Source organism: Nostoc commune NIES-4072 (assembly GCF_003113895.1).
Taxonomy (GTDB): domain Bacteria; phylum Cyanobacteriota; class Cyanobacteriia; order Cyanobacteriales; family Nostocaceae; genus Nostoc; species Nostoc commune.
Genome location: NZ_BDUD01000001.1, coordinates 4,247,798 through 4,274,673, shown reverse-complemented (window position 1 = coordinate 4,274,673; position 26,876 = coordinate 4,247,798). Strand labels below are relative to the sequence as shown.

At 40.5% G+C, this 26,876-nt stretch carries 22 protein-coding genes; 12 read left to right on the top strand and 10 right to left on the bottom strand.

Features of this window, described 5'->3' with window-relative positions:
- The first annotated feature begins 18 nt into the window (after window positions 1-18).
- The gene (locus CDC33_RS18830; RefSeq protein ID WP_109009773.1) at window positions 19-891 is read left to right on the top strand and encodes a D-alanyl-D-alanine carboxypeptidase family protein; all 873 of its coding nucleotides are present in this window, start codon (window positions 19-21) and stop codon (window positions 889-891) included.
- A gap of 207 nt (window positions 892-1,098) precedes the next feature.
- Window positions 1,099-2,472, top strand: coding sequence for an NYN domain-containing protein (locus CDC33_RS18825; protein ID WP_181374071.1), 1,374 nt, complete (start codon window positions 1,099-1,101; stop codon window positions 2,470-2,472).
- Window positions 2,473-2,547: 75 nt separating this feature from the next.
- On the opposite strand, the gene CDC33_RS18820 is transcribed toward CDC33_RS18825, so the two are convergent.
- Window positions 2,548-3,528, bottom strand: a complete 981-nt coding sequence (locus tag CDC33_RS18820; RefSeq protein WP_181374225.1) for a water stress protein WSP1 — start codon at window positions 3,526-3,528, stop codon at window positions 2,548-2,550.
- A gap of 1,277 nt (window positions 3,529-4,805) precedes the next feature.
- Between CDC33_RS18820 and CDC33_RS18810 the strand changes: the two genes are divergently transcribed.
- Window positions 4,806-5,468, top strand: coding sequence for a DUF2996 domain-containing protein (locus CDC33_RS18810; RefSeq protein WP_109009770.1), 663 nt, complete (start codon window positions 4,806-4,808; stop codon window positions 5,466-5,468).
- 55 nt (window positions 5,469-5,523) lie between these two features.
- On the opposite strand, the gene CDC33_RS18805 is transcribed toward CDC33_RS18810, so the two are convergent.
- Window positions 5,524-6,018 (bottom strand): TM2 domain-containing protein, encoded by a 495-nt coding sequence (locus CDC33_RS18805; protein ID WP_109009769.1) that lies wholly within the window; start codon window positions 6,016-6,018, stop codon window positions 5,524-5,526.
- 368 nt (window positions 6,019-6,386) lie between these two features.
- On the opposite strand from CDC33_RS18805, the gene acsF reads away from it, so the two are divergent.
- A complete protein-coding gene (acsF, locus tag CDC33_RS18800) occupies window positions 6,387-7,463 on the top strand; it encodes a magnesium-protoporphyrin IX monomethyl ester (oxidative) cyclase (RefSeq protein WP_109009768.1) in 1,077 nt (358 codons plus the stop codon).
- Window positions 7,464-7,973: 510 nt separating this feature from the next.
- On the opposite strand, the gene CDC33_RS18795 is transcribed toward acsF, so the two are convergent.
- The 3 genes from CDC33_RS18795 to aroA form a co-directional block, all read right to left on the bottom strand.
- Complete coding sequence (locus CDC33_RS18795) at window positions 7,974-9,590, bottom strand: alkaline phosphatase D family protein (protein ID WP_109009767.1); 1,617 nt, start codon at window positions 9,588-9,590, stop codon at window positions 7,974-7,976.
- 222 nt (window positions 9,591-9,812) lie between these two features.
- Entirely contained in the window at window positions 9,813-10,343 is a 531-nt protein-coding gene (locus CDC33_RS18790) for a PEP-CTERM sorting domain-containing protein (protein WP_109009766.1), read from the bottom strand.
- Between the two features lie 667 nt (window positions 10,344-11,010).
- The gene (aroA, locus tag CDC33_RS18785) at window positions 11,011-12,291 is read right to left on the bottom strand and encodes a 3-phosphoshikimate 1-carboxyvinyltransferase (protein WP_109009765.1); all 1,281 of its coding nucleotides are present in this window, start codon (window positions 12,289-12,291) and stop codon (window positions 11,011-11,013) included.
- A 455-nt stretch (window positions 12,292-12,746) separates the two neighbouring features.
- On the opposite strand from aroA, the gene CDC33_RS18780 reads away from it, so the two are divergent.
- From CDC33_RS18780 to CDC33_RS18760, 3 genes are all read left to right on the top strand, one after another.
- A complete protein-coding gene (locus CDC33_RS18780) occupies window positions 12,747-13,421 on the top strand; it encodes a carbonic anhydrase (protein ID WP_109009764.1) in 675 nt (224 codons plus the stop codon).
- Window positions 13,422-13,714: 293 nt separating this feature from the next.
- On the top strand, window positions 13,715-14,032 hold the full coding sequence (locus CDC33_RS18775; RefSeq protein ID WP_109009763.1) for a hypothetical protein: 318 nt from the start codon (window positions 13,715-13,717) through the stop codon (window positions 14,030-14,032).
- A gap of 1,010 nt (window positions 14,033-15,042) precedes the next feature.
- Window positions 15,043-17,265, top strand: coding sequence for an FdhF/YdeP family oxidoreductase (locus CDC33_RS18760; protein ID WP_109009760.1), 2,223 nt, complete (start codon window positions 15,043-15,045; stop codon window positions 17,263-17,265).
- Window positions 17,266-17,444: 179 nt separating this feature from the next.
- Here the strand turns inward: CDC33_RS18760 and CDC33_RS18755 are convergent, their stop codons facing one another.
- Window positions 17,445-17,870: an orange carotenoid protein N-terminal domain-containing protein gene (locus CDC33_RS18755; RefSeq protein WP_109009759.1), complete on the bottom strand. Its 426-nt coding sequence runs from the start codon at window positions 17,868-17,870 to the stop codon at window positions 17,445-17,447.
- Window positions 17,867-19,036, bottom strand: a complete 1,170-nt coding sequence (locus CDC33_RS18750) for an RNA-guided endonuclease InsQ/TnpB family protein (protein ID WP_244919277.1) — start codon at window positions 19,034-19,036, stop codon at window positions 17,867-17,869. The genes CDC33_RS18755 and CDC33_RS18750 overlap by 4 nt, the downstream gene beginning before the upstream one ends.
- A gap of 87 nt (window positions 19,037-19,123) precedes the next feature.
- On the opposite strand from CDC33_RS18750, the gene tnpA reads away from it, so the two are divergent.
- Window positions 19,124-19,519, top strand: coding sequence for an IS200/IS605 family transposase (tnpA, locus tag CDC33_RS18745; RefSeq protein ID WP_109007719.1), 396 nt, complete (start codon window positions 19,124-19,126; stop codon window positions 19,517-19,519).
- Window positions 19,520-20,035: 516 nt separating this feature from the next.
- Complete coding sequence (locus CDC33_RS18740) at window positions 20,036-20,734, top strand: Uma2 family endonuclease (RefSeq protein WP_109009758.1); 699 nt, start codon at window positions 20,036-20,038, stop codon at window positions 20,732-20,734.
- A gap of 86 nt (window positions 20,735-20,820) precedes the next feature.
- On the opposite strand, the gene CDC33_RS18735 is transcribed toward CDC33_RS18740, so the two are convergent.
- Window positions 20,821-21,921, bottom strand: a complete 1,101-nt coding sequence (locus CDC33_RS18735) for a serine hydrolase domain-containing protein (RefSeq protein ID WP_181374070.1) — start codon at window positions 21,919-21,921, stop codon at window positions 20,821-20,823.
- A gap of 206 nt (window positions 21,922-22,127) precedes the next feature.
- Here CDC33_RS18735 and fdhD point away from each other — a divergent pair, with 206 nt between their 5' ends.
- A complete protein-coding gene (gene fdhD, locus CDC33_RS18730) occupies window positions 22,128-22,967 on the top strand; it encodes a formate dehydrogenase accessory sulfurtransferase FdhD (protein WP_109009756.1) in 840 nt (279 codons plus the stop codon).
- Window positions 22,968-23,113: 146 nt separating this feature from the next.
- On the opposite strand, the gene CDC33_RS18725 is transcribed toward fdhD, so the two are convergent.
- Together CDC33_RS18725 and CDC33_RS18720 are read right to left on the bottom strand one after the other, a co-directional pair.
- Complete coding sequence (locus tag CDC33_RS18725) at window positions 23,114-24,145, bottom strand: VOC family protein (protein ID WP_109009755.1); 1,032 nt, start codon at window positions 24,143-24,145, stop codon at window positions 23,114-23,116.
- Window positions 24,146-24,226: 81 nt separating this feature from the next.
- A complete protein-coding gene (locus tag CDC33_RS18720; RefSeq protein ID WP_109009754.1) occupies window positions 24,227-24,847 on the bottom strand; it encodes an rRNA large subunit pseudouridine synthase E in 621 nt (206 codons plus the stop codon).
- A gap of 333 nt (window positions 24,848-25,180) precedes the next feature.
- Between CDC33_RS18720 and hisC the strand changes: the two genes are divergently transcribed.
- Together hisC and CDC33_RS38890 are read left to right on the top strand one after the other, a co-directional pair.
- Window positions 25,181-26,263 carry a histidinol-phosphate transaminase gene (hisC, locus tag CDC33_RS18715; RefSeq protein ID WP_109009753.1) on the top strand — a complete coding sequence of 361 codons (1,083 nt, stop codon included), beginning with the start codon at window positions 25,181-25,183 and terminating at the stop codon, window positions 26,261-26,263.
- A gap of 24 nt (window positions 26,264-26,287) precedes the next feature.
- The gene (locus CDC33_RS38890) at window positions 26,288-26,875 is read left to right on the top strand and encodes a hypothetical protein (protein WP_181374069.1); all 588 of its coding nucleotides are present in this window, start codon (window positions 26,288-26,290) and stop codon (window positions 26,873-26,875) included.
- Window position 26,876: the final 1 nt, after the last annotated feature.

The window sequence follows — 26,876 nt, the reverse complement described above, 5'->3', positions numbered from 1 at the left end:
TTTAGCAACTAGTTACAAATGAAGCTCACCATTACGAAGAGAAAAAATATTACTAGAGATATCAAAAAGGCAACTTTCATCAGTATAGTTATTTTGATGATTTTTGTAATAGTAGCTAGTAATGAGATTACCCATCACAAAGTTGCTATAACCGCTCAACCATCAAACGGATGCTTGAGTACTGATTCGTTACCTTGTACAGATATCTTTAAAAAGACGACATCAGAACCGTTTGTTCCCGATCCAAAATTAAATGCTCAACAGCGTTTCTTATCTGCGATCGCTAGAAAATTACTCACAGTTCCCCAGCCTGGTACTTATGAATATATTTTGCTGCGAGCTTATGGCGCAGTCTTTGTAAATCAAAATGTCGAAATTAAACTACCGCAAAAAAATATTTTTGCTAATGAGCAAGAAACCCAAGAGTTTCAAGGTACTTTAATAATGGCTCATGTTAATGGCACTAGGGATTGCTATTTACAAAAATCGGCGGCTGATGCTTTAAATAAAGCGCGAATCCAGCAACAGATACCACTAAAATCTGGTTATGGTTCTGGTGATTGTACTCGCACTTTTAATACGAATTTAAGATTTTGGCACAAATATGCTAATAATCAAATTTTGGCAAAAGTTCAACAGGGCAAAGAAACAAAAGTTCTCGGTTTAGTTGCACCTCCTGGAACTTCACAGCATCTTTGGGGATTAGCAATTGATTTACGCGTAAGTAGTAAAGAACAAAGAAAAGCTCTTAATCAAAATGGTTGGTTTCAAACTGTACAAAATGATGTTCCACATTGGACTTATGTAGGTTTAACTGAAGATAATTTACCTCTGTTTGGTTTTAAGAAACAAGTTGTCCAGGGCATTACTTATTGGATTACGCCACTTTAATTGTTAGATAGCATGAAAACTTGGGAATACTAAACTTAAATGTATATTGTCAGGGATTTAGCTATGCCAAACGAAGCTGCTAACCAAGAGCAAGACTTCCTGATCGAATTATTAAAAGCAACTTATCAAAATCAGGAAGTATATCCAATTCTGCAACAGAACTTAAATAAACTCAATGGTGATTTAGCTTTAAAGTTGCGAAAAAGGGTGAGCGATCGCTTTGCTAAAGAACCTGCCATTGCTATTAATTTAGCTAGAGTCATTATCAAACTGAGTACCATTATTCAAGAGTTTGAACAAGGGAACCTTGCAAGTAATTTGGAAATTGCAATCGCAGGTTATGAAACAGTTTTGCAAGTGTGTACCCGTGAAGCTTCCCCAAAAGAATGGGATGTCGTCCAGCAAGCTTTGATAACAGCCTATCAGCAACGTCAGCTAATTGTCTCCAGAACCATTGGAGAACTTCGGGAGCAGACTATTCAAACCCAGACTCAAATCAATACATTAACTGAGCAATTACAAGAAGAATTGCAACAAGCAAAGCTGCAAGTTAATGACTTAAAAACAACAATTACACAGTTAAAACAGGAAGAAGGAAATTCTGAATCAAAAATAAATCTAACATCTTTAATAGCTGAGTTTAAAGAGTTAAAGCAACGTCAGAGTCGTGTAGAGCAGTTTACTACAATTAACATTTCGCCTAAAACTGAGCAGTTTAACACAGCTATTTTTTATGATATTGAAAACTTAACAATGGGTAGAAACAACCCTAACTTAAATTTTTCTCTAAAAGAAATTCAAACAAATTTGGAAAACACTACCCTAGTTAATAAAATAGCTATCCAATGCGCTTATGCTGACTGGAGTGATTCTCGATTAAAGCCACTCAAGAATGAGATTCAAGAACTTGGCATCGAAGCAATTCAAATTTTTGATTATAGTCACAAACGGAATGCAGCAGATATGCAACTAGCCATTGATATCATGGAATTAGCCCAAAGTCGTCCTACGCTGCAAGTTTTCGTTATTGTATCAGGTGATGGTGCATTTGCCGCTTTAGCTAAAAAGCTTCATGAATATGGAAAGACTGTAATTGGATGTGCTTATGAAGTACAAATTAATCGTATTTTCAAGTCTGTTTGTGATTGCTTTATAACTATACCTGCTCCCCAACCAAAAAGAAAGGAGATTCCAATTAATGAAGTAATTAGCGAGAGTCCATTAAATGATGATATTTTAGTAGTAACTAATAAAGTTTTGCAGGATTTAAAGAATAATTTTGAGCAATTAAGTCAGCTTAAAGAAGGTGGTATTATTCTGCCTAAAATTCACACAATCTTGAAAGATAATATCCCAAATTTTGAACAAGAAAGAGAAAAACATGGTTATAGGTTGTTGAAAAATTTGTTAAAGAAAGTCATTGAAGGAACAGATATTTGTCTATCGAGTGACAACAATAAATTAATTTTGAGAGAAACCTTAACTTTAGGCTCTAATGGCTCATCAAATAGAACTTTAAATGGTAGTAGCCCTTATTTAAGGTCTAGAGTGCTTACTACAAACTCCGTTAACCTATCATAATCGCGTTTAGCTCCGTTCTTCAACTCTTATAAAAGTAGGTTTACAAGAGTTGAAGAAAGATTATCCTAACGACTGTTATTCATTCACAATTGCAAAGCCTTCATACTGAACGGGTTGTGATGCCAAAGCATTTGGTAAAGTAACGTTACCAATTAAGGTGGCAGTTGCAAAGCCAGCGCCATTAGTACCTGTGGCACTACCTAAACCTAGACCTGATGCAGTAAGTTCATCTTGATAGCCTGTGATCTCATAGACAGCACCAGTTTCCAGCCAACCGATCAATCTTTGAGATCCACTGTTAGTAAATGACAAATCAGAATCTGCGTTGACATTCAAAGGTTGCCCTGAAGAATTTCTCAGAGCAATCGGCGCAGATAGCTCACCAGTGAGCAGATCGACTTTGTAAAGATTGTTTCCATTTCCATCACTGGTACGGAAATCACTAGCAAAAGCACGAGTATTACCAGGATTGAGATTGTCGATAGCTAATCCATCGGCAAATTTTCCAGGGTTGGTAGGTTGAGTTCCTTGTATTTGTGCAGCAGTAGTAGGTGCGCCAAAAGCGTCTACAAGGCTAATAGTTCCAGGATTAGCTGTAGTAATTTTATAAAGTGAGCTTCCTACTTGTTCTCCACCAAGATTAGCAGTTTTATTTCCTGAAATGTTGTACAGAGCATTTTGTTGACCACTAAAGCCAGCACCTGACTCAAATCCAAAACGCACTAGGTTAGATGGTGTACGAGTTGGTGAAACCTGGGCTGGAGCAAAAGGCTGATCTACATTATTAACGACAATAACAGGACCTGGATCATTTGGAAGATCAGTAGCCCGTGCTTCGTTAACCGCACTTACCCTATTGGTAGCGGGGTTAGTTGCCAAACCTTCTAGATCTGCGTTAGTAACAGTACCTGCAATATTGACTGTACCTACTAGTGTGGGAGTAATAGGTGAAGTTGTAGGTGCGGAAGGGATCAAAAAGCGGTAAACGTCAAGTTGCTTGCCATTATTAGGGTTTTGATCGCGATCTTCTCCAATGGTATAGCCGTAAAGAGCCATGAGAATTTTCTCCTTATTGAAACCTGTTAAATTTTTAGGAACATTCCAAATATGCAGCATTCCAAATGTGCAAATTGCTATCTGACTAAAAGTCTTTAACGACATCAGCAAAGCTAATCTTTGCAGACTAGAGTTTAAAGCTAATCCACGTTGTTTTACCTTGCTTATATAGCCTATAAGCTTGCAAAATTGAAATACTACTAAACCTTTGACTATAAACAGGCTAGGACAACTTAACTCAATACTGTTATAGTTAATATTTACTCAATCAATAAAGAGAAAAGAGCCTTTAATTTGCCGATTAAAAGTCAAAATTTAAGGTTAAAAACTGTATTTGGAATTATCTTAATAAGACTATATTTGAGGAATGTTAAGATTTCATAATATTTCGGTTAAATTTAATAGTTACTAATTTATTTTATTTACTGATGCAAGCATAACTAGACTGTTTTAATAGCTATTAAACGATTTAATTTTCGCAGGCGATCGCTATTGGTATTAAGACTTATACATTGGCAGTAACTACCAAAGATAGATGTTTTAAAAACACATCTGTCTTAGGGCTAACTTATTAATTATCCCTACAGCGTGGGTGTATTTATCATGAATAAATGACTAATAAAAGCCTGAAAAAACCTATTTTGATAAATGGTTACCATGATTAATTTCTACAGTGCGTAAGTCTTAGCCCTATTCACTTGAAAGTACGTTTAACAAAAAGAATAAAAAAGTTAAAAGGCAAAGATAAAAAGAAAATCTCATCTCTTTACCTTTGCCCTTTAACCAATTCTGCAAGAACTCTGGCGTAGTTATTGAGGAGCTAAGTAAGTTGGCATAATAAAACCAAACTGTGTAAAGAAAAGTAAACAAGGCTCAAACTCTCTTTCTCTCTGCCCCCTGCCCCTGCCTTATCCCAACGATAATTATTTACCCCGACCTACTTAACAGAAATTAATGCTTAACATTTTACTGGCGATGCCCACGGCGGCAAGCTACGCAATCTGATTTACTTTTATAATGTTTTATTTATAAAAAACCTTTGCGCCTTGATACTTCTGATCCTAATCTATGGGAGATAGTCGAACAAAGCTACCTTGAAGCAGCTCTGGATGAGTCTAACGGCAGTAGCTATTTTACCCTGAGCGTTAGCCCCTGGCTTATTTTCCAGACTGCACAGTTATTTTTGGCCTGCTGCATTAGTATGTCAAAATAAAAATACCCGATACATCAAGGTGAGCGATCGCTCCAAAAGCTAGATTAAAGGATTGACCTGAGCAATGGCAGACCCAACCAATCACAATCAAGCGGGAGAAGTAGCTCCCAGCACAGTTGACCAGCAAGCTCCCAGTGTGGCCCAAGAACACGCTCCTAGTACAGACTCACCCGAAGCAACAGACCTTCCTACTGCTAACACGCCAGATCCTAAAGCTGCAAACCCCGAAGATAACCCTAATGCTGCTAAACCAGCTGCTGCATCACCCAAGCGAGAAAAACCCGCCGCCGCCGCAGCAACCGGAGAGAAACCCGCAGCCGCAGCTAAAGCCGCCAAAAAGGAAAAAGCCCCATCTGTTGAAGATAAGCCATTTGTAGAGTTTATCGAGCAAGACTACTTGCCTGCTTTACAAAAAGCGATCGCTCAACAAGGCGTGAAAGATTTACAGGTGTCTTTTGCCAAGCAAAAAGTGCCAATCACTGGCTTTGAATCTGCCGAAGAATGCTGGCAAATTACCGGTAGTTGGAAAGAAACAGGTTTGCGTCAGTTTAATCTGTATTTCCCAGAAGAAGATATTCAAGGCAAAAAGGGATTTTCTTGTAATGAAGGCAAAAAACCTAGTACTCTTGAGTCATTCTTAATCGATGAGCGCAAAATTACCCTCGATTTGTTGGTATATGGCTTAGTTCAGCGCTTGGGTGGTCAAAAGTGGTTAGGTATAAATTAGTCATTGGTCATTAGTCATTAGTCATTGTTTTTTTTAACAAAGGACAAATGACAATTTAAAGTTCGTGGAAATGGTAGATAACGGCTCCAGTATTAGGGTCGTTATCTATTTTTACATAACCTGATTTGTACATCTCATTGAGAGTAGCTTCCACTTCAGCAAAGCTAGCTCCAGTGAACTTTACGCCTTGAGTGACAGTTAAAATACCATCTTTGCTCTCCGCTGCTTCGATCAGTTTAACCATCAGTTGGTTACCTGTTGGGTGGTGGACTTGAGAAGCAACCACTGCTTGATTCAACGGCACACCGAAGGGAGATACGCCTGCTTTTAGTCTTAACTTGTGTTCGTAGTTGTTAACCATATCGGTGATAAAGAACAAATCCACGATCTGCCCTATACCAAACACACCACCAGTCAACAGCCACAACAAACCAGTCCCGATCTTGCCATTGTAGAAACGGTGCAATCCTCCCACCCCGATAAATCCGACTGCACACAAGATGTAAGAGACAAGAAGTCGGTCTTTATGCTGATTGTTTTCAAGATTCATCTTGCTTTTCAACCCTTTGGATTTGCTCTTGTTGTCTAAGATGGGTTTTCCATATTGTAGTAAAAACTACAGAAAATTACTGAGATAGCAATGCTTTAAGATTACAATAGGTGCGTGCTATTCCACTTACTTGAAACAGTGCTAATCACTGAACTACGTTTATTTGACTACTAATCCGCGATTCTTGGTTCCGTAAACATTGAATGATTGTTGCAACTCTTAATCTTTTGCTTGCAAATTTCTAACCCGCACCTTGGTAGACTGAACTTTATACAATTGGATTATTCTGGGCTGTCAGGCCTTGCCAGAGCTTTAACCTTGGCTTTCTGGTCTACTTAAGATAATAAAGACGAAAGAGCAATCAAGACATGGTAGATTCCCTCAAAAAACCAGGCTTTGAAGAAATCCGGCCAGGGATTAAAGTCCCGGCAAAAGAAACCCTGTTAACACCTCGGTTTTATACTACCGATTTTGATGAAATGGCGCGGATGGATATTTCCGTCAATGAAGACGAGTTACAAGCCATTCTCGAAGAGTTCCGCACCGACTACAACCGCCATCACTTTGTTCGGGATGCCGAGTTTGACCAATCCTGGGATCATATTGACGGGGAAACTCGCCGATTGTTCGTTGAGTTTCTAGAACGTTCTTGTACGGCAGAGTTTTCCGGCTTTTTGCTGTATAAAGAACTGGGTCGTCGCTTGAAAGACAAAAGCCCCGTCTTGGCAGAATGTTTTAACCTGATGTCACGGGATGAAGCACGTCACGCTGGCTTTTTGAACAAAGCTTTGTCGGACTTTAATCTGTCCCTAGATTTAGGGTTTTTGACTAAGAGCCGCAGTTATACCTTCTTTAAACCGAAATTCATCTTCTACGCTACTTATCTTTCTGAAAAGATTGGTTATTGGCGCTATATCACCATTTATCGCCATTTAGAAGCACATCCCGAAGACCGGGTTTATCCAATCTTCCGGTTCTTTGAGAACTGGTGTCAGGATGAAAACCGTCACGGCGATTTCTTTGATGCGATTATGAAATCCCAACCGCAAATATTGAATGATTGGAAAGCCAGGCTGTGGAGTCGGTTCTTCCTGTTGTCGGTGTTTGCGACAATGTATCTCAATGACATCCAACGCAAGGACTTTTATGCCACCCTTGGATTGGATGCGCGAGAATACGACATCCATGTAATTAAGAAGACTAACGAAAACGCAGGTCGAGTGTTCCCCCTGATGCTAGATGTAGAAAATCCAGAGTTTTATCAACGGTTGGATACTTGTATAAGCAATAACGAGAAGTTGGGTGCGATCGCTAACTCCAGCACTCCTAAATTCTTGCAATTCTTCCAAAAACTGCCGCTTTACATCTCTAATGGCTGGCAGTTATTACGCTTGTACCTAATGAAACCGATTGATACTGTTTCTGCTCAAGGGGCAGTTCGTTAAGTTAGAACAGGTTTGCAAAAGCTTTAGTGGTTCTGCTGATTGCAGAGCCACTTTTTTTGTTCTAAATATTATAGGTAAACACTGATATCAATACTACTCGGTTAAGAAGATTTGTAGGTTGGGTTGAACTTTAGTGAAACCCAACAAAACCCTGGAAATGTTGGGTTACCCTGCGGGATCTTGCTACGTTCCTCAACCCAATCTACACATTTTTATTTTTTAGCCAAAACCTACGCAGTATTGACACTGATATTTATCTGTATTCATTTGTGATTGTCTAGTTTCAACGAAAAGGCAGGAGAAAGAGATCAGCCCCAACTCTTGGAGACACACTCGCGTTCGGGGAAGTTAATTCCCCCTGCCCCCTGCGCCATGCCCCCTGCCTCTTTTTCAACACCTGTAGGACTTACGCACACTCTACGAATTCTCGGCGCTCTTGGCGTCTTGGCGGTTCGAGAAATTAAGCTTTTTAGCAATTTTTGCGTAAGTCCTAACCTGGAAATTAAACGATTAAGCTTGTTGTATCTCTGGACGGCCATCTTCAACCACAAATGAAGCGCGTTTACTAATTGTGCCAAATGGGGTTGTGACATTTGACATAACTAAATAATCTGACTTCCAGGTTGTAGGAGTCAGCGCACAGCGAACATATCCCCGTTGACCGTTGAAAAACTTAATGTGTGGGTTATCTGGTAAGTAAGCTTCAACGGTGGGATTAGTATCTGCTCCATCGCCACCGGAGGTAATTGAAGAACAGACGAATTCACTACCAACGGTGGCGGATTCTGGCTTATCAAAGTTAGCCTTCAAGTTCATCGCCCAGTGGGAATGCACATCACCTGCCAAGGATACTGGATTAGAAGGGCGGCGCTGTCCAAGGAAAGCCATGAGGCGATCGCGCGAAGCCACATAACCATCCCATTTATCCATGCTGTAAGTTCCGCCTGCTCCTGGTGTCATGTCTCTTTGAGCGATCGGAACCTGCTGTGCCAAAATATTCCACTTGGACTGTGAATTATTTAAACCATCATATAGCCAATTCTCCTGCACCTTACCGGTAATCGTTGCATTCGGATCTAAGTTTTCTGGGCAACGTTCTTTAGTACCATCACCACAGGGCTGATCGGTGCGATATTGGCGGGTATCTAGGACATGGAAGGTAGCTAAGTTACCAAAGGAGAGCCGACGGAAAAGTTGCATATCGGGGCCAAAAGGACGCGAGAAGGGGCGCAGTGGCATGTGTTCGTAGTAAGCTTGATAAGCAACAGCCCGACGTTGGAGGAAAATTGCTCGATTCTGATCTGGTTCAGTATCAATTTCTGAGATGTCGTTGGCGTAATTGTTTTCTACTTCGTGATCATCCCAGGTAACAATCCAAGGAAACGCTGCATGAGCTGCTTGGAGATTGGTATCGGTTTTATAGAGGGCGTGACGGTTGCGGTAATCTTCTAAGGTGAAAATTTCTGAACTATTGTGTTGTCTGGGGCCATTGTTTGAGATTCCCCCTTCATAGATGTAATCACCAACATGCACTACTAAATCGAGGTCGTCCTGTGCTAGATATTTGTAGGCGGTATAAAATCCCTGCTGATAATTTTGGCAGGAGACTAGAGCAAAGTTAAATTTACTCAAATAGCTATTTGCTAGAGGCGCTGTCCGAGTACGACCAATAGGACTAGCGTCTTGTCCAACAAGAAAACGATACCAGTACCAAGTATCAGATTGGAGTCCTTCTACCACAACTCTAACTGAATGAGCTAGTTCTGGAGTTGCAAGTACCGTACCTCTGGAGACAATGCGCCTCATGTCGGGATCAGTTGCTACTTCCCAGCGAATTGGCACATTAACAAGTGGCATTCCACCTCCGTTTAAGGGTTCAGGAGCCAGACGAGTCCACAGCACTACACTGCTAGGATAGGGTTCACCCGACGCTACACCCAAAGTGAAAGGATAATTAGAAAATCTGCTTCTAGCGTAGACGCGTAGCGGCTTGTCGGCAGACATCGCTCTTTGAGAAGAAAATTGGTTAGCGATCGCTAAACCAGACAATGCTCCTGCTCCGATAATTAAGTTCCGTCGTTTCATTCGACTGTGCAGGAACTGCTCAAAATTCCGGTAATCTACCATTGTTTACTCCTGGCTAACAGGTAACTTAAAACACAGCAACAGCTAACACAAAGAAGACAGGGAATCGTAGACAAACTTCGTAAACAATTCTCTTACCATCAGGTTTTAATTCTCAATTTTTATCTTGCTATCATTGTGTTAGATGTTCTTTTGCCACATAAAAGCCTACTAATAAGAGATTAATCCTTGGCAAAGAAAGTGTTAATATCAACTTAATCAAGGTTAGACTTTAACCTTTTTCTTCATCATCCAGCCAAGGCTAAAAGCAAAAAGAGCGCCAATTAAAGGTGTAGATTCAGGCACTTGTGTATACGAAACTTTACCTGATATGAGTTCAGCATCTGGAGAAGTTCTAGAGAAAGCTGTAAAATCCTCACCGATGATTTCGTAACTAATAGAACTGGAAGGATTAGATTTATCATTGAATAAATAATCTAATCCGAAATACGTTTGTCCTGTTGAAGATGTGGTTGGAAATACAACAGGAAACTCTGGATATTTGGTATCATCTTGTTCAGTGTAAACAGTATCACCGTCAAATTGGAAAGAGAGTGATTTAATGGCTGCTACTGGATTAGCTTCATTACTAAAAGTTGAGTCATCAAAGCTAAAAAAGCCATTTCCCTTATTTACCGGACTATCAACTGTGAAAGCGTAATTAATAATTGCAGCAGATACAGATTTTCCATCTACAGTCCCAAGGGCTAAAGTAACACTAGTAGCAGCAAGCACTAATTGGGGAACCAATTTCATCTCAGTTTTCCTCACTATAAACTTCTGTAACCAATGCACACTGCAAAGTATAGAAATAGTTAGTTTCTAACTTCCTTCTTTCCCAAACTAGTATTTATCACAGATTAGAATAGCGATCTAAATCAATGATTTTTGCCTTTTCAAGAAAAAGAAATAAGTCTTCAATTGCTTGAAGACATCACATTTTAAAATCAGGAGTTTAAGCAAACTTTAATTAGAGGTAAAAATAAAATCAATTGTCGAGATTGTAGAGTATCAAAATTTGCGATCGCCTATGACAGGCGGGTAGGCGATCGCATTCTATTCTATGAATTTTTTCGCGTTAAACCAGAATCATGTCCCGCAAGGAACAAAGTTATTTCTTAATAAATAAATATAGCCAAAAATCTTTAGTCTACTTCAGTAGACTTTAACTATTAGCCAAAGAACTTTAGTTCCAGGCGGGTGAGGAAGCCAACGTAATGAAAAACAATCTTTTATTGATATACAAAATTTTGACCAATTATTCCTTGATGGTACAAGCCCCTAAATTTATTTATGGATAGATAAATTTTAAACTTTGCTTGGTTCAAGCCCCCGGATTTATCCGTGGGCTTTAATTGCGAATTGCGAATTGCGAATTGCGAATTGTGCTGACTGTTGACTTCCGCCTTTCGGCACTAATTTTTTATTGTTCTAACATTTGGAAGAATCGGGTAAAGTAATCTGGAAAAGTTTTCGCTGTACAGCCAGGATCTTTAATTACAATCCCTGGAACCTTCAAGCCAGTGACAGCAAAAGCCATCGCCATTCGATGATCGTGATAAGTTTCAATTGCCGCCGGGGTAACGGGGCCAGGCTCAATTTTCAGTTGATCTGGAAATTCTTCAACCTGGACTCCTAGCCGACGCAACTCTGTTACCACAGCTTTAATCCGATCGGTTTCCTTGTATCGAATATGTTCCACATTCCGAATGGTAATCGTTGAACTGGCAAAAGGCGCGATCGCTCCTAATGTTTGCACCAAATCTGATATATCATTCATATCAATATCGATGCCTTGCAATTGCTTCGGCCCCGTCACTTCGGTATAATCATCCGAATCTTTAATTTGACAACCCATCTGTTCTAAAACATTTAGCCAGAGAATATCACCCTGACAGGATTGTTTGGTCAAATGTTTAACGCGCACCCGTCCACCCGTGACGGCGGCGGCGGCAAAAAAGTAAGAAGCATTTGACGCATCGGGTTCTACTGTGTAATGTCGAGCTTGGTAACGTTGACCTGCTTTAATCTGAAATTGATTATCGCCGATTTGAATTACCTCCACGCCAAAATCTGCCATCAGACGACAGGTCATTTTGACGTAAGATTGAGAAACTAATGTCCCCTCAACCTCAATGTTCGTATCTTGTTGAGCATAAGGGGCAATCATCAGCAATGCCGAAAGTTGCTGACTTGTTTGGTTGGCTTTCAACCGAAAATTTCCGCCAGTGAATCCTTGGCTATAGACGGTGTAGGGCATAAACCCAGAGTTTCCCTCAAAGTTAACGGTTGCTCCACCCGTTTGCAGCACCGTCAACAAGTCGCCCATCGGTCGTTCTCGCATCCTGGGAACGCCATCTAGGCGATATTCGCCGTTCCCCAGAGCTACCAGCGCCGAGATAAATCGTGCTGCTGTACCTGCCAAACCCACAAATAAATCTGCCTGTTTCGCTGGAATGTCGCCTCCTCTCCCCGCCACTCGGATTTGTGCCAGATCAGGATTTAGCGTAATCGGAATGCCCAATTGTTCTACGCATTTGGCAAAATACTCGCTATCTTCACTAAATAAAGCATTTTCTAAAAGGGAGTCACCTTGTGCCAAAGCTGCGACAAGCAACGCCCGATTAGTAAGACTTTTAGAACCAGGAATTTCTACCGTGGCATCCACTGGCCGATTTAGAGCAGGAATTGCAATGGTATCCACGTTAAACCTCTACGTAGGCGGTTAGCTACAACTTTATATATTGATATATTGCCATATTCTGAGCAAAAGGGGCAGGGAAAGACATTCTATACTCCCAATTACCAGGTAATTTGTTATGAATTCAAGTCTGATTTTATTTTAGGTATCGATGATTTACAGACACAGGCATTGATAAATCGATACGTATTAAGTGTATATACAGAGAATTAAAAGTATAAACCTGTAGAACTATCAGACCTCTTCTGAAAAAATTTGGACGAGTATGTATTGTCTCTGATGCCAAATTGATTGCACATTAAATAACTTTAATAAAGTTAATTTTATACGCTACTTTTCGGTCTTCCTAGAAGTAAGCGTTTCTTCTTCCATCTTAATGCCAGGAGTTTATACACGTAAAATTACTGAACAACAAGTCAATTCAACACCAAATATATTTTAATGATAAAAATTGAACTATGTCTATTAAACGCATAATTGAAGGTCTAAATGAGTTTCATGACAACTACTTTGTTACACATCGAGAGTTGTTTGAACAACTCTCCCAAGCTCAAAACCCAGAAGTATTATTTATAACTTGCTCTGACTCGCGTATCGATCCGTGTTTAATTACTCAAAGTCAACCAGGAGAATTATTTGTTATCCGTAATATTGGTAATATAATTCCTGCTTATGGAATGCTGAATAACAGTGAAGGAGCAGGTATAGAATATGCTGTCCAAGCTTTAGATATTAAAGTTATTGTCATCTGTGGTCATTCCAATTGTGGAGCAATGAGAGGGCTATTACAAATAGGTAGTCTTGCTCAACAAATGCCTTTAGTTTATGACTGGTTAAAGCATTACGGTGAAGCTACTCGCCGCCTTGTCTTAGACAACTATAAGGATTGCCCCAGTGATAAACTGTTAAAAATTGCAATTGAGCAAAATGTATTAACTCAAATAGAAAACCTAGAAACATACCCAATAATTCGCTCTAAAATACATAGTAATCAGCTTACCCTTCATGCCTGGATTTATGAAATAGAAAGTGGTGAAGTCTTTGCTTATGATGCAAGCGTTAGTAAGTTTAAAATTTTACAAAATCGTCCCTTTCCTGTACCTAATCTCCTGACCCGATTACCATCAGAATGATGAATCTAGGCTGGGTGAGATTAAGACTCAATATTGAAATGGTAACAAAGAGAGGTGTATATAACTACAGTCAACCGAAAAAGTAGGTAGTCGAGATTTTTTAAAAAAGTAACAATTGTTGCTGATAGAAGCAGGCGATCGCGGTAATATTTTGAACTTAAGCCTGAACCAACTCCTATAACTCCTTAATAATTTGTAATTCGTAATTTATGGCATTAAGCAACTAAATTGAGTTATGAAGATAAAAATATGATTCTTTCTAAAACTGAAATTCAATTACATCCCAAGGACAAATGACGAACATAGATAGATTTCAAAGACTAGTAGAACTTGCAAACGATCATGGAATTATTTGTCAGCCAACACCAGAAGAATGCTTAATTGCATCCTTGCCTGGAGACGATGATTTCTTATTAGCTTTTACTTGGTCTGGTACAATTGAGGGAGAGCCACCAGAGCATGAATTAATTGCAATTAGTGTACAAGATATAGTCAAAGAAGTTACCGTTGCAGCTTGGCAGATTCCTTTTTATTTATTCGGAAACGTTTTAAGGCAAGCTCAGATGCTTGTCGCTGCCCACAAAGATTTTGTTAAGCTAAACCACATCTAGTTTGCATATCTAAAATTTATATAACTCTTGTGGGGTGGGCATCTTGCCCGCCGTAATTATGCAATTTAAATGTGGAACAGCTTAGTTAGCAGACAAGCCCCGGCTAAAAACTACTATCCCTGTCAACTTTGGCAGGGATTTTTATTTGAACTACTACTGTTTCTAAGATACAAGGTTGGGTTGAAGGTAGTGAAACCCAACAAAGAGAAAGAAAATGTTGGGTTACTCTGCGGGATTTTGCTAGGTTCCTCAAACGCCACTTGCTACCCTGCGGGAACGCCAAAGGCGTAGCTTGCTTCCCCGTAGGGGCAATACGGTTCGGTTAAAGGGCAAAGGGAAAAGGGGAAAGGTTTTCAATACATCCTTTACCCTTTACCCCTTACCCTTTCCCCAGACCACAAGGAAAGTGAAAAATGCTTATCCGAACCGTATTGCCCGTAGGGGTACAAGTCGGCAAGAGCCGCCCAACGCAGTGGCTCCCCAACCTACCCCGGAGTGCTTTTTTGGGCAAAACCTACGCAGTATTGAGATAAAACTAACTTGGGCATCGAAAATGATAAAAAATACTTTCAATAATTTACCTGAACTTCATATTTTGACTAAATTCAATAAGCAAAATCTGCAATTGCTTTCTCAAAAGCTGCTTTTTGTTTCTCAAAAGCTGCTTTTAATGTCACATTTCAGTATATTCTGCAAACAAAAGCTGCTTTTACTGTCTCAAAAGCAGCTTTTAATGTCACATTTCAGTATATTCTGCAAGCAAAAGCTGCTTTTAATGTCACATTTGGGCATATTCTGCAAGCAAAAGCTGCTTTTAATGTCTCATTTGGGTATATTTAGCAAATAAAAGCAGCTTTTACCGTCTCATTTGGCTATATTCAGCAAGCAAAAGCAACTTTTACTCTCTCATTTTGGCATATTCAGTAAGTAGAAGGATTTTTAACTGTCTGCTACTCATTTCATAATCAAAACGATAGCCTAAGAGAATCCAGCAACTTACACATTGCATCATGCTACCTAAACCCAAAAAGCACTGGACACCTTCAAATTGGGCAAGTTGGAAGCCATTTGGTATTGGCGAACAGTATCCTAATAATTACTGGGAGGTATTTCGGGCAATCTGGCTATCTCGTGACAAACTACCTTATACGTGGAATATCCTAAATAAAGGTGTCTGCGATGGTTGCGCTCTTGGAACAACCGGAATGAAGGATTGGACTTTAGATGGCATCCATCTTTGCAATGTCCGGTTGCGGTTGTTGCGGATGAATACTATGCCAGCTTTTGACCCTGTGCTATTGGAAGATGTTTCGCAGTTACAAAAGCAAAAAAGTGCCCAATTACGCGACTTGGGAAGACTCCCGTACCCGATGATTCGTCAACTAGGAGAAAAAGGCTTTCGCCGTGTGAGTTGGGATGAAGCTTTAGGAGTAATTAGCGATCGCATCCGTTCCACTACACCAGACCGTCTAAGTTTCTATGTTACCAGTCGCGGTACTGTCAACGAAACTTATTATGCTACCCAAAAAGCTGTGCGAGCAATGGGAAGCAATAATATTGATAATGCTGCCCGCATTTGCCATTCTCCCAGTACAGCAGGACTGAAAGCTGCTTTGGGTGCAGGGGCTACTACTTGTTCTTATAAAGACTGGATTGGTACTGATTTATTAGTCTTCATTGGCTCTAACGTTGCCAATAATCAGCCTGTTACCGTCAAGTATCTCCATTATGCTAAAAAAGCTGGCACAAAGATTGTAGTTATTAATACTTACCGCGAACCAGGAATGGAACGCTACTGGGTTCCCTCAATTGTAGAAAGTGCCGTTTTCGGTACAAAGTTTGCCGAAGATTTCTTCTTAATCAACATGGGCGGGGATATAGCATTTTTAAATGGCACTATTAAACATATAATTGCTAACAATTGGGTAGACCAGTCATTTATAAATTTATATACAGATGGCTTTGCCCAACTCAAAGCATCGTTAGAAAATCAATCTTGGGAAGAATTAGAGCGGCTTTCTGGAACATCCCGCGATGAAATGTACGCCTTTGCCAAAATGGTCAAAGAAGCGAATAAAGCCGTATTTGTTTGGAGTATGGGCATTACTCAACATGAATGCGGCGAAGATAATGTGCGAAGTATCATTAACTTAGCTCTCACTAAAGGTTTTGTCGGTCGGGAAGGCTGCGGTTTAATGCCAATTCGCGGTCACTCTGGGGTACAGGGTGGTGCAGAGATGGGATGTTACGCGACAGTATTTCCTGGTGGTAAACCTATCACCCCAGAAAATGCTGCCCAATTGAGTCAGCATTGGGGCTTTGATGTGCCAGTAAGTAAAGGTTTAATTGCTCCAGAAATGATTAATGCCGCACATCAGGGGCAATTAGATGTGTTGGTTTCTGTAGGCGGGAATTTTTTAGAAGTGCTACCAGAACCGGATTATGTGGAAGCGGCGCTGAAGAAAATATCGTTGCGGGTACATATAGATATTGTTCTCTCCAGCCAGATGTTGGTAGAACCTGCTGATACTGTGGTGCTTTTACCTGCGACAACTCGCTACGAAATACCAGGGGGAGTCACAGAAACTAACACCGAACGCCGGGTAATTTTCAGTCCAGAGATTCCGGGGCCGCGCATTGGAGAAGCGCGTCCTGAGTGGGAAGTGTTTTTAGAGTTGGCAAAGCGGGTAAAACCAGATTTGGCAGATAAGCTGGCTTTTGCTGACACAGCTGCTATCCGTCAAGAAATTGCTCAAGTTGTGCCCCAATATGCTGGTATTCAACACTTACAGCAAGCTGGCGATCAGTTTCAATATGGTGGCTCACATTTATGCTTTGGCTGGAATTTCCCTACAGCAGATGGTAAAGCACATTTTGGCGTATTATTGCCACGCCAAAGAGAATTACCAGAGGGTTATTTTTTAGTAGCAACGCGCCGAGGCAAACAATTTAATAGTATGGTGCAGGAACGCAAGGATGCAATTACTGGGGCAATGCGAGAGGCGGTGCTAATGAATGCTGCTGATGCGGCACTGTTGGGTTTAAAAGATAGCGATCGCGTCCTTCTTAAGAATGATTTAGGCGAGTTGTTCTGTCAAGTCTACATTGCGCCAATTCAGTCAGGAAACTTACAAGTACATTGGCCAGAAGGGAATGTGCTACTAGATAAAAGTAAGCGATCGCTTGAAGGTGTACCTGATTATAATGCGATCGTGCGGTTGGAAAAAATCTGAATCAAGTTTAATTTTCCCAACTTCGCAAAATTTACATCAAGACTACCGCAAAGATACTCATCTTTGCGGTAGTTCTAACTTAAAGACTATTAAAGTAGAGCAAAACAGCCAGATTTAGTTTAATTTGCTACTTTCAGTTATCCCCAATTCTAGAAAGTATTGAGAGTTGTTAGACTTAACTAACCGAATGCTTGCACCACACTCAACATAAAATTAACGCGTTGCTCAAACTCTAGCTTTTTGATCAATGCCACAAATTCATCCGTTTCATCAGGAAGTTGATAGTCGGATGGTACTTGGATGACGCTTCCATTGTCCATTCCTTGTGCCAGCAGCAACCAAACGTCTAATTTAGCATTAGGACTTAGACTATTATAGGTTTGGTTTGTACCATTGATAATGTCGCGTTGTGCTTGCAGTTGCTCTTCTTTAGACAACTCTTGGATTTGGTCGAACAGTGCTTTAGCTATAGCTTGAACGCTTTCAGGAGGTGCTGGATTTAGCTGCTCTTTAAGATCCAAGTAACCGAACCAAAGTAGGGCTAGCTGAGTATCTACATCAAATTGACACTCCCCATGCCTGAAGGCAGGGGATTCCAGCGTCACTGACGCTCCTTGCTTTTACTGGACTTGCGTCCAACAGAAGTAGAGGGAACATCTCGACTGGCGTTACTTCCCGGATGCCCTCCGGTAGCGTTTGCACGACCTAAAATTACTTTGGCAGCATTCACATCACGTTGTTCAACGTGACCACAATGCAAGCAAGAATGAGTTCTAGTACTAAGTGATTTCTGAACTCTAGCACCACAGTTACTACATTCTTGACTGGTGAAATGAGGGGGGACAGCAATTATTTCCCGACCTAATTTCTCTCCAAAGTATTCAAGCCACTGGCGGAAGTTGTACCAAGACGCATCAGAAATACTCTTGGCAAGTTTGTGGTTTCTCACCAACCCACTAACATTTAAATCTTCCAAGACAACCTTAGCGTTAGCTAGGCATAAGTTACGCGCCAATTTTTTGGCGTGTTCATTCCTTCGTCGAGTTACTTTCAAATGTTTACGAGCATAAACACCACGAGCTTTCCTTCTACCAGATGACCCCTTTTTCTTTTTATAAATTTTACGCTGAACCCGTTTGATATCTTTCTCAGCTTTACGCAAGTATCGCGGGTTTTCTTCATGCTTGCCGAAAGAATCAGAGTAGAAGTATTCCAATCCCACATCAATACCAATAACAGAATTAGTTAATGGTGCTTCCTGCTTGTTATCAACTTTTACGCAAAACTGCACATAATACCCATCTGCACGACGAACGATCCTAACTCTTTTGATTAGCTCAACAGGATAAGTATGGATATCCCACTTGCCCAATAATTTGAGTTCACCAATACCTTTCTTGTCAGTGAATGTTATTCGTCGTTTTGTTGGGTGTAATTTCCAAGACTGTTGTTTGTATTCAACAGAGCGACTATGTTTTTTAAATCTTGGATAGCCCTTCAATCCTTGCTTTTTAGTTTTGCAGTTGTCGTAGAAACGCTTGATAGCACGTTCTACATTCTCAACAGATGCTTGGCAAGCATGACTGCTCAAATCTCTCACGAATTCATATTCTGCTCTTAATTGAGTGTTGTATTGGTACAATTCTTTCTTGCCAATACCACGATTATCTATCCAATATCTAAGCACTTTATTTCTGACAAACTGACTTGTGCGAATAGCTTCATCTATAGCTTTTGCTTGTGGTTTTTTGACAACTGCTTTGTACTCCATTACTAACACTCTTAAATCACCTCCTTGATATACAGCATTACCTGAAATACTATATAGTTACAGGCTATATAATGTCAACAAGGTTCCATGCAAAAGTTTAAATCAAACAACAATGTTGTTTATTCGTGTAAATATCATGTTATTTTTTGCCCTAAATACAGAAGGCCAGTGCTTGTGAATGCAATCGCCTCTCGACTGAAAGAGTTGCTTGCTCAAATAGCAATTGACATTAAAGTTGAAATTATAGAGATGGAAATAATGCCAGATCATGTACATTTACTAGTAGAAGTTGACCCGCAATTTGGAATACACCGTGTTGTGAAGAGATTCAAAGGTGCGACTTCTAGGTATTTGCGATTAGAATTTCCAGAGTTGAAAAGTAGATTACCTACTTTGTGGACTAATTCTTATTTTGTTTCGACAGTGGGAGGCGCACCACTGGAAGCGGTGAAAATGTACATCCAAAACCAAAAAGAAACTTGACGGCGATAGCGTAGCGGTAGCGAGTCATCGAGCGTCTTGAAATCGCCAACGGCTAACCCCCATAAATGAATTTAGGGGCTAGCCCGCCGTTGCTACTTTGGTCTTGAAAAGTTTTTAAAGCTGGTTTTGTTGCTTCATCGGCTGTGTAAGTCATAAAAAACTCCAACTAAGTTAAGGTTATTTTGATTTCCTCAGTTATTTACTGAGAAACTTTGCTTTCAGTACTTCATATAACTTAACGAACAAATGTAGATAGATAACCCCACTTAGGGTAGGTATAACACTCATTACATAAGACAGATATAGATAACCCAAGTTGCTAGTTACAAAAATGTCTGCTTCGATGTATGGAAAGCAAAGATAAATGTTAAAACTTGAAGTAGCGTCTGTGACAGTAAGCGATCGCTTGAAGGGGTTCCTGATTATAATGCATATAGTACGCTTAGAAAAGCAAACCTAATATTAAGGCTTTCCGACTGCTACGCTCAACTTAACATCACTCCAAAACTTGCAGCCATGTCTGTCGCCAAAGATTTTGAAACCCCAGAAGATGTTATATTTCCACCAGGGGATTTAGAAAGTAACGAACCACCATTGGAAACATACCTACATTTGCAGCAAATGCTGCTATTAATAAAATGTATTGATTGGTGGTGGCGAGACCACAATGGCTTTAATGACTACTTTGCTGCGGGGAATATTAGCATTCATTACAGTCCACGCCAGCGTAAATCCGAAGACTTTCGGGGGCCAGATTTCTTTGTTGTTTTAAATACTGAACGCAAACCCCGTGATAGTTGGGTTGTTTGGGAAGAAGACGGCAAATATCCGAATTTGATTATAGAACTGCTTTCAAAATCAACCGCAGCGATTGACAAGGGCTTAAAAAAACAAATTTATCAAGATATCTTTCGCACTCCTGAATATTTCTGGTTTGACCCCAAGAATCTAGAATTTGCTGGGTTTATTTTGGTGGGAGGTACGTATCAACCTATAGAACCCAACCCACAAGGATTGTTGTGGAGTCAGCAGCTAAGTTTGTACTTGGGCGTTCATGAAAATCAATTACGCTATTTCAATGCGGAAGGACAGGTAATACCTACACCTGAAGAAATTGCCCAGTGGGAAGCGGAACACGCCCAACAAGAAAGACAACGTGCTGAACGTCTAGCAGCAAAACTGCGAGAATTGGGTGTTGACCCAGATACGATTTAAGTTTTGCTGGATTGCATTAGGGTTGCATTTTGCGGTAACAGTTAAATTAAGCTGAAACCTACAAGCATAATTACAAATAATTACTATCATTTATTTTCAACAACCTCTAGACCTGTTCTAGCGATTGATTTAATATCAACATTCTGATTATTTAACAGCACTACTATAGTGGTATTTTGATTTGGGAGATATGCAAGTAATGTTGCGAAGCCATAAGCTATACCAGTATGCCCAATTGCTTTTGCCAAAGGAGATGAAAACCTTTCTACACCCAACCCATAGCTATAGCCTTCGCCATTATCTTTAAATTTCAACATTTCTTTCATCATCTTCGGGGAGAGTAAGGTTTTTTTGACAAATAACGCTTTAGAGAACTTTGCTAAATCCTCTGCTGTTGAAACCAATCCACCATCTCCTAAACCATTGCCATCATTGACTTGGGCATAGCTATCTAGCTTACCATCCTTATTGCGATCGCCATAACCTGTAGCTACTTCTCCAATTGTCGGTTCGCGTAATTCCGTAAAGGTATGTTTTAATCCTAATGGTTTTAAAATCTGACTGCGAATTGCTTGTGCAAGAGTTCCTCTAGTGATATTTTCAACAATCAGTTCCAAAAGAATGTAGTTGCAATCAGTATAAATAAATTTTTCTCCAGGATTTGCCTTCGGTTGCTCTTGGTACATATACTTAATAGCTTCTCTAGCTGTCCAAGGCTGTGAGCGACTTCTTTTAGCTGTAGCTTGAATAAACTCTTTTGTATCTAAGTATTCAGCAACACCACTGGTATGGTTGAGTAGTTGACGAACTGTAATTTTGTCGCTGTTGACAATATGAGGACTGATATCTCTTGGTAAGTAGGTTGCGATCGCCTGGTCTAATTCTATCTTCCCTTGCTCCACTAACTTCAGCACAACCACCGCCATAAAAGTTTTGCTCATACTGGCAATAGAAAAGCCATCTGTGGGTTTCATCCGGGTTTTAGTTGACAAGCTATTCACACCAGATGCTCCCAACCAAGAGCCTTTAGGTGTATTAATATACATGACTGCACCAGGTATTTTCTGTTCTACAACTATCTCATTTAAAAGTTTCTGTAGTTGAGAACTTTTTCCTACGGTAGAGGTAGATATGACTTGTTTAGCAAGAGATTTTCCAATTATTCTCTGACTAATGTTATTAGCCACTAAGTATCCTGTAAAACCAAGGGAAATCACAAAGACTATTGCAAATAAAATTTTTCTGAAAGCCAAAAATCTTAGGTTCATTTTACTTAACTAAACAGAAACCGCACAAAGTGGTTGGTGAGCATCAACCTGACACCTGATATACAAATAGCATTACTTTGTTCCCAGATTAGTATCAAAATTTCAATTCACCAACTCTCGTAACTATGAAAATGCCAACGAAAAGCAAGACTAAAGCCACTGTTTGGGTAGTAGAAAATGGTAAAATGCGATCGCGTTTAGACCAACTCACCACCGAAGAACCTTTAGAAATTCGCCTTGCCCCTTTCCAGAAGACGGTAGCTGTAACCATGCGGACACCAGGAGCAGATTTTGAACTAGCTGCTGGTTTCCTCTACAGTGAAGGAGTCGTTAGCCACAGAGAAGATATTCGGCGTATCAGTTACTGTGTGGATGAATTGGTAGATGGTGAACAACACCATAACATTGTAAATGTAGAACTACGAGATGGTTTGATTCCAGACTTACAGCCTTTGGAGCGTCATTTCTACACTAGTAGCGCCTGTGGAGTGTGTGGTAAAGCTAGCCTTGAAGCTTTGCGTCTGCGGGGATGTCCAGTGATTCCTTCTGGCCCAACAGTAACACCTGAGATCATTTACAGTCTACCTGATAAGCTCCGGGCTGCTCAAGGTATCTTTACAGCTACAGGAGGTTTGCACGCTGCGGCTACCTTCAATGCTCAAGGACAACTGTTAAACCTGCGCGAAGATGTTGGACGACACAATGCTTTGGATAAATTGATTGGTACAGCTTTGCTCAGTGACGAGTTGCCTTTAAATAATTGTATTGTTTTAGTAAGCGGACGCTCTAGTTTTGAGATTTTGCAAAAATCTACAACTGCTGGAGTTCCCATTGTCTGTTCTGTTTCCGCTCCCAGTAGTTTGGCGGTGTCTGTCGCCAAAGAATTCGGAATTACCTTGATTGGATTCCTGCGCGGAGAAAGGTTTAATATTTACACTGGTTTGCAAAGAATAAAAGCTACTTAAGAAAACGGTTTTAACAAAGTTTAAGGATTTAATTCCCCTGCCTAACGACGGCTGCACATTTTGATGCCTAATTAAAATTATCGTTACAAAACGTAATTACGAATTGCGTTAGCAAGGAACGAGCGTCATTGCGAATTGCGAATTGTTTAATTACCTTCTAGCAAAGTCCAGAAGTAGCCATCTGGCGCAACAAATGAAAAACTCATCTCGCCAAACTCATTACTAATGATATCTGTAACTTTTTGTACAGTACTTGCTTTGATGCGATCGCAATACTCTTGTATTCCCTTTACCCGATAGGTATATAAAGACATACCCAAGCTACCTGGTTGGGCAGCCTCAAAGCGCGATTCTAGATTTATCTCTTCTGGGAATCGAATGATATAAAGTCTACCACTGCGTGCGGCCATCAGGTCAGACTTAGAAGAACGGGGATCATCAAAGGCCGTAACAATAAACTTTTCACCAGGATTAAGGTCAAAAATATCTTTACCTGCTGGTGAAGATTCATAGCTAGTTTCGACATCATCACGTACACGCAGCAAACCCAAAACTTCTTCATAAAACTTCAGCGTTTCTTTGCTGTCATCTTGAACTATGATTCCCAGGTGGGTAAACTGACTAGTCTTGAGAGCAGCATTAAGGTTAACTTGTCCGTAATGCGGTAGTGTATAGCCAAACCGTTGAAATAAAACCTGTCGAGCTAAGGGTTGGAGTAGCAGCATTTCTCGTACACCAACTGCTGGCTCAATAAAAGGACGGCTTTTCCTCTCTTTGTTGTAGATGACTTCCCAATAAGGGATAGAGTATCTAATAGGCAAACCTGCCGCTTTAGCATTTTCTATATGATTTAAAATATTTAAAACATCTGCCGTTAAGCTTGTCGCCCAGCGATTTCCCTTAATTTTCATCGACGCTGTTCCCAAGCCTTCATGGGTAGGATTTTGCCAAATCATCAGCCGAATCAAACCATGATCTGAATTTTGGTGGTAGAGGCGGATTGAGCGTAAAGATGAATTCACTCCATATAATTGATTGGCTACATCTGCGGTTAATTCACCGATTTCACCAATGCGATAGCCAAATTGCTCCCAATACTGAATTGCAGAAATTGCTTCTGGAACGCCAATACAGACTTCATAGATACCTGCAATTGCGGTTTGTTGTTCTTGAGTCATAGCAATTTTGTATTTTAGATTTTAGATTGGTTCAAAATAAATAAAGCTTGTCGCTGGCTTATAGCAGAAAGTCGATTCCTGTTAGAGAGGATTCGTCTTTGGAGGAAAACTTTTCGATTTACTAAAATTATGTAGAAATTGGAGTTCAGATGTGCTTAAATCGCGCCATTGACCCAATTGTAGGTCATCTAATTGTAGGTGGGCTATGCTAACCCTAACCAGTCGCAAAGTCGGAAACCCTACAGCCGCAGTCATACGCCGTACTTGGCGGTTTTTTCCCTCTGTCAAAGTCATTTCCAGCCAAGCTGTCGGTACATTTTTGCGAAATCTAATCGGCGGATTGCGTTCAGGTAGCTGTGGTTCTTGTGGTAACAGCCTAACTTCTGCTGGTTGAGTGCGGTAATCTTGAATTTCCACACCTGTTTGCAACCTTTTTATCGCATCTGCATCTGGAATTCGCTCTACCTGTACCCAGTAAGTACGTTTATGGCCAAAACGCGGATGGGCGAGACGATGTTGCAATTGTCCATCATTCGTTAATAGGAGCAACCCTTCACTATCCCAGTCTAAACGTCCCACAGGATACACATCAGGTACATCAATATAATCTTTCAGGGTGCTATGTGTGGGAGCATCTTTTGTAAACTGGCACAGAACGCCATAGGGTTTGTAAAAAATAATATATCGGTAATGATTTGTCATTTGTCATTTGTCATTTGTCATTGGGCATTAATCAATAATTCTTCTTCCCCTGCCCCCTGCCCCCTGCCCCCTCTCAATATTTCTGGGTTAAGCCCAAAATCAGGTAGATTAACAGTTATTCGATAATACCTTTTTAGGACTTACGCACACTCTACGAATTCTCGGCGCTCTTGGCGTCTTGGCGGTTCGAGAAATTAAGCTTTTTAGCAATTTTTGCGTAAGTCCTACTTTTATGCGGAACATTACGCGTAGCTTGCTTCCCTTGAACCAAGGATTAAATGTCTAATGAACTCTTAACTAATAAAATTCTGTTTTCTCCATATCTCATGCTCTATGACCAACTACTTTCGCTCTAATGTAGATGCAATGGCTAGCTACATTCCCGGTGAGCAGCCTCAACGCGGTACAAAGATAATTAAACTCAACAGTAACGAGAACCCCTATCCTCCTTCGCCTGCGGCGTTAGCTGTGCTGCAAAATATTGATGGCGAGTGGTTGCGGCGGTATCCAGAACCTTTCGGGGACGAGTTCCGGCAAGCTGCAAGTAAAGTTTTGGGTGTTCCTAGCGATTGGATAATTGTGGGAAATGGCAGTGATGAATTGTTGAGTGTGGTGATTCGAGCCTGTGCAGAACCTGGAAAGAAAGTAGTTTATCCGATGCCAACTTATGTGCTATATCGCACATTAACAGAAATGCAAGCTGCGGAAATTATTGAGATTCCTTACAGCCAGGATTACAGTTTACCTTTAGAAGAATTGGTTGCGGCCAATGGATCTGTAACATTCATTGCGTCGCCTAATAGTCCATCGGGGCATGTGGTAGCAACAAATGATCTGCGAAAATTAGCCAGCCAGTTATCGGGAGTTTTAGTGATTGACGAAGCATACATAGATTTTACCGAAGAGAATGCATTGGCTTTGGTAAAGGACTACGAAAACGTCATTGTAATTCGCACACTTTCTAAAGGCTACTCGTTGGCTGGATTACGGCTGGGATTTGGGGTGGCAAATCCCAAGCTGTTGCAGGGATTGTTTAAGGTGAAAGATAGCTATAACATAGATGCGATCGCTTGTGCAATTGGCACGGCTGCGATTACCGATCAAGCTTATAAAAATGCTTGTGTGGCAAAGATTAAAGCATCGCGGAATCAGTTAGCAACAGACTTAAAGCAATTAGGTTTTCACCTTTGGGATTCGCAAGCTAACTTTTTGCTGGTACAGCCCAGAGAAGGAAATGCAGAATATCTGTATCAAAAACTGAAGGAACGGGGAATTTTAATCCGCTACTTCAAGCAGCCTGGATTAGATGATAAATTACGCATTACTGTTGGCACAGATGAACAAAATCAGGCTTTAGTGGAAGCATTAATTTATTTGTTAGAGGCAGGGGGCAGGGGGCAGGAGGCAGGGGAGTAGGGGAAAAATTGTAGCGATTGTCAAGTGCGATCGCATTTGTTATATCGGCGATCGCATTTGTTATATCAGCGAACTCATTTGTTATATCAGCGAACTCATTTGTTATATCAGCGAACTCATTTGTTATATCAGCGAACTCATTTGTTATATCGGCGAACTCATTTGTTATATCAGCGAACTCATTTGTTATATCGGCGATCGCATTTGTTATATCGGCGATCGCATTTGTTATATCGGCGATCGCATTTGTTATATCAGCGAACTCATTTGTTATATCAGCGAACTCATTTGTTATATCGGCGAACTCATTTGTTATATCGGCGAACTCATTTGTTATTTCGGCGTACCCATTTGTTATATCGGCGAACCCATTTGTTATTTCGGCGAACCCATTTGTTATTTCGGCGAACCCATTTGTTATTTCGGCGAACCCATTTGTTATTTCGGCGTACCCATTTGTTATTTCGGTGTACCCATTTGTTATTTCGGCGTGTCCATAACGCACCCTACGAAACTACTAGAAGAGTTGAAACCTATTCTGTGGTCAAATACAGTTCAGTTAAGCTTTTTTCTCTCCCCCTGCTCCCCCTGCCTGCCTTAACAGATAAATAAA

Bases quoted from the DNA above. Each gene is read 5' to 3' on its own strand.
- CDC33_RS18830 (WP_109009773.1), top strand. From the start codon at position 19: ATGAAGCTCACCATTACGAAGAGAAAAAATATTACTAGAGATATCAAA.
- CDC33_RS18820 (WP_181374225.1), bottom strand. From the start codon at position 3,528: ATGGCTCTTTACGGCTATACCATTGGAGAAGATCGCGATCAAAACCCT.
- CDC33_RS18810 (WP_109009770.1), top strand. From the start codon at position 4,806: ATGGCAGACCCAACCAATCACAATCAAGCGGGAGAAGTAGCTCCCAGC.
- CDC33_RS18805 (WP_109009769.1), bottom strand. From the start codon at position 6,018: ATGAATCTTGAAAACAATCAGCATAAAGACCGACTTCTTGTCTCTTAC.
- acsF (WP_109009768.1), top strand. From the start codon at position 6,387: ATGGTAGATTCCCTCAAAAAACCAGGCTTTGAAGAAATCCGGCCAGGG.
- CDC33_RS18795 (WP_109009767.1), bottom strand. From the start codon at position 9,590: ATGGTAGATTACCGGAATTTTGAGCAGTTCCTGCACAGTCGAATGAAA.
- CDC33_RS18790 (WP_109009766.1), bottom strand. From the start codon at position 10,343: ATGAAATTGGTTCCCCAATTAGTGCTTGCTGCTACTAGTGTTACTTTA.
- CDC33_RS18780 (WP_109009764.1), top strand. From the start codon at position 12,747: ATGTCTATTAAACGCATAATTGAAGGTCTAAATGAGTTTCATGACAAC.
- CDC33_RS18775 (WP_109009763.1), top strand. From the start codon at position 13,715: ATGACGAACATAGATAGATTTCAAAGACTAGTAGAACTTGCAAACGAT.
- CDC33_RS18760 (WP_109009760.1), top strand. From the start codon at position 15,043: ATGCTACCTAAACCCAAAAAGCACTGGACACCTTCAAATTGGGCAAGT.
- CDC33_RS18750 (WP_244919277.1), bottom strand. From the start codon at position 19,036: ATGGAGTACAAAGCAGTTGTCAAAAAACCACAAGCAAAAGCTATAGAT.
- tnpA (WP_109007719.1), top strand. From the start codon at position 19,124: ATGCAAAAGTTTAAATCAAACAACAATGTTGTTTATTCGTGTAAATAT.
- CDC33_RS18740 (WP_109009758.1), top strand. From the start codon at position 20,036: ATGTCTGTCGCCAAAGATTTTGAAACCCCAGAAGATGTTATATTTCCA.
- fdhD (WP_109009756.1), top strand. From the start codon at position 22,128: ATGAAAATGCCAACGAAAAGCAAGACTAAAGCCACTGTTTGGGTAGTA.
- CDC33_RS18725 (WP_109009755.1), bottom strand. From the start codon at position 24,145: ATGACTCAAGAACAACAAACCGCAATTGCAGGTATCTATGAAGTCTGT.
- CDC33_RS18720 (WP_109009754.1), bottom strand. From the start codon at position 24,847: ATGACAAATCATTACCGATATATTATTTTTTACAAACCCTATGGCGTT.
- hisC (WP_109009753.1), top strand. From the start codon at position 25,181: ATGACCAACTACTTTCGCTCTAATGTAGATGCAATGGCTAGCTACATT.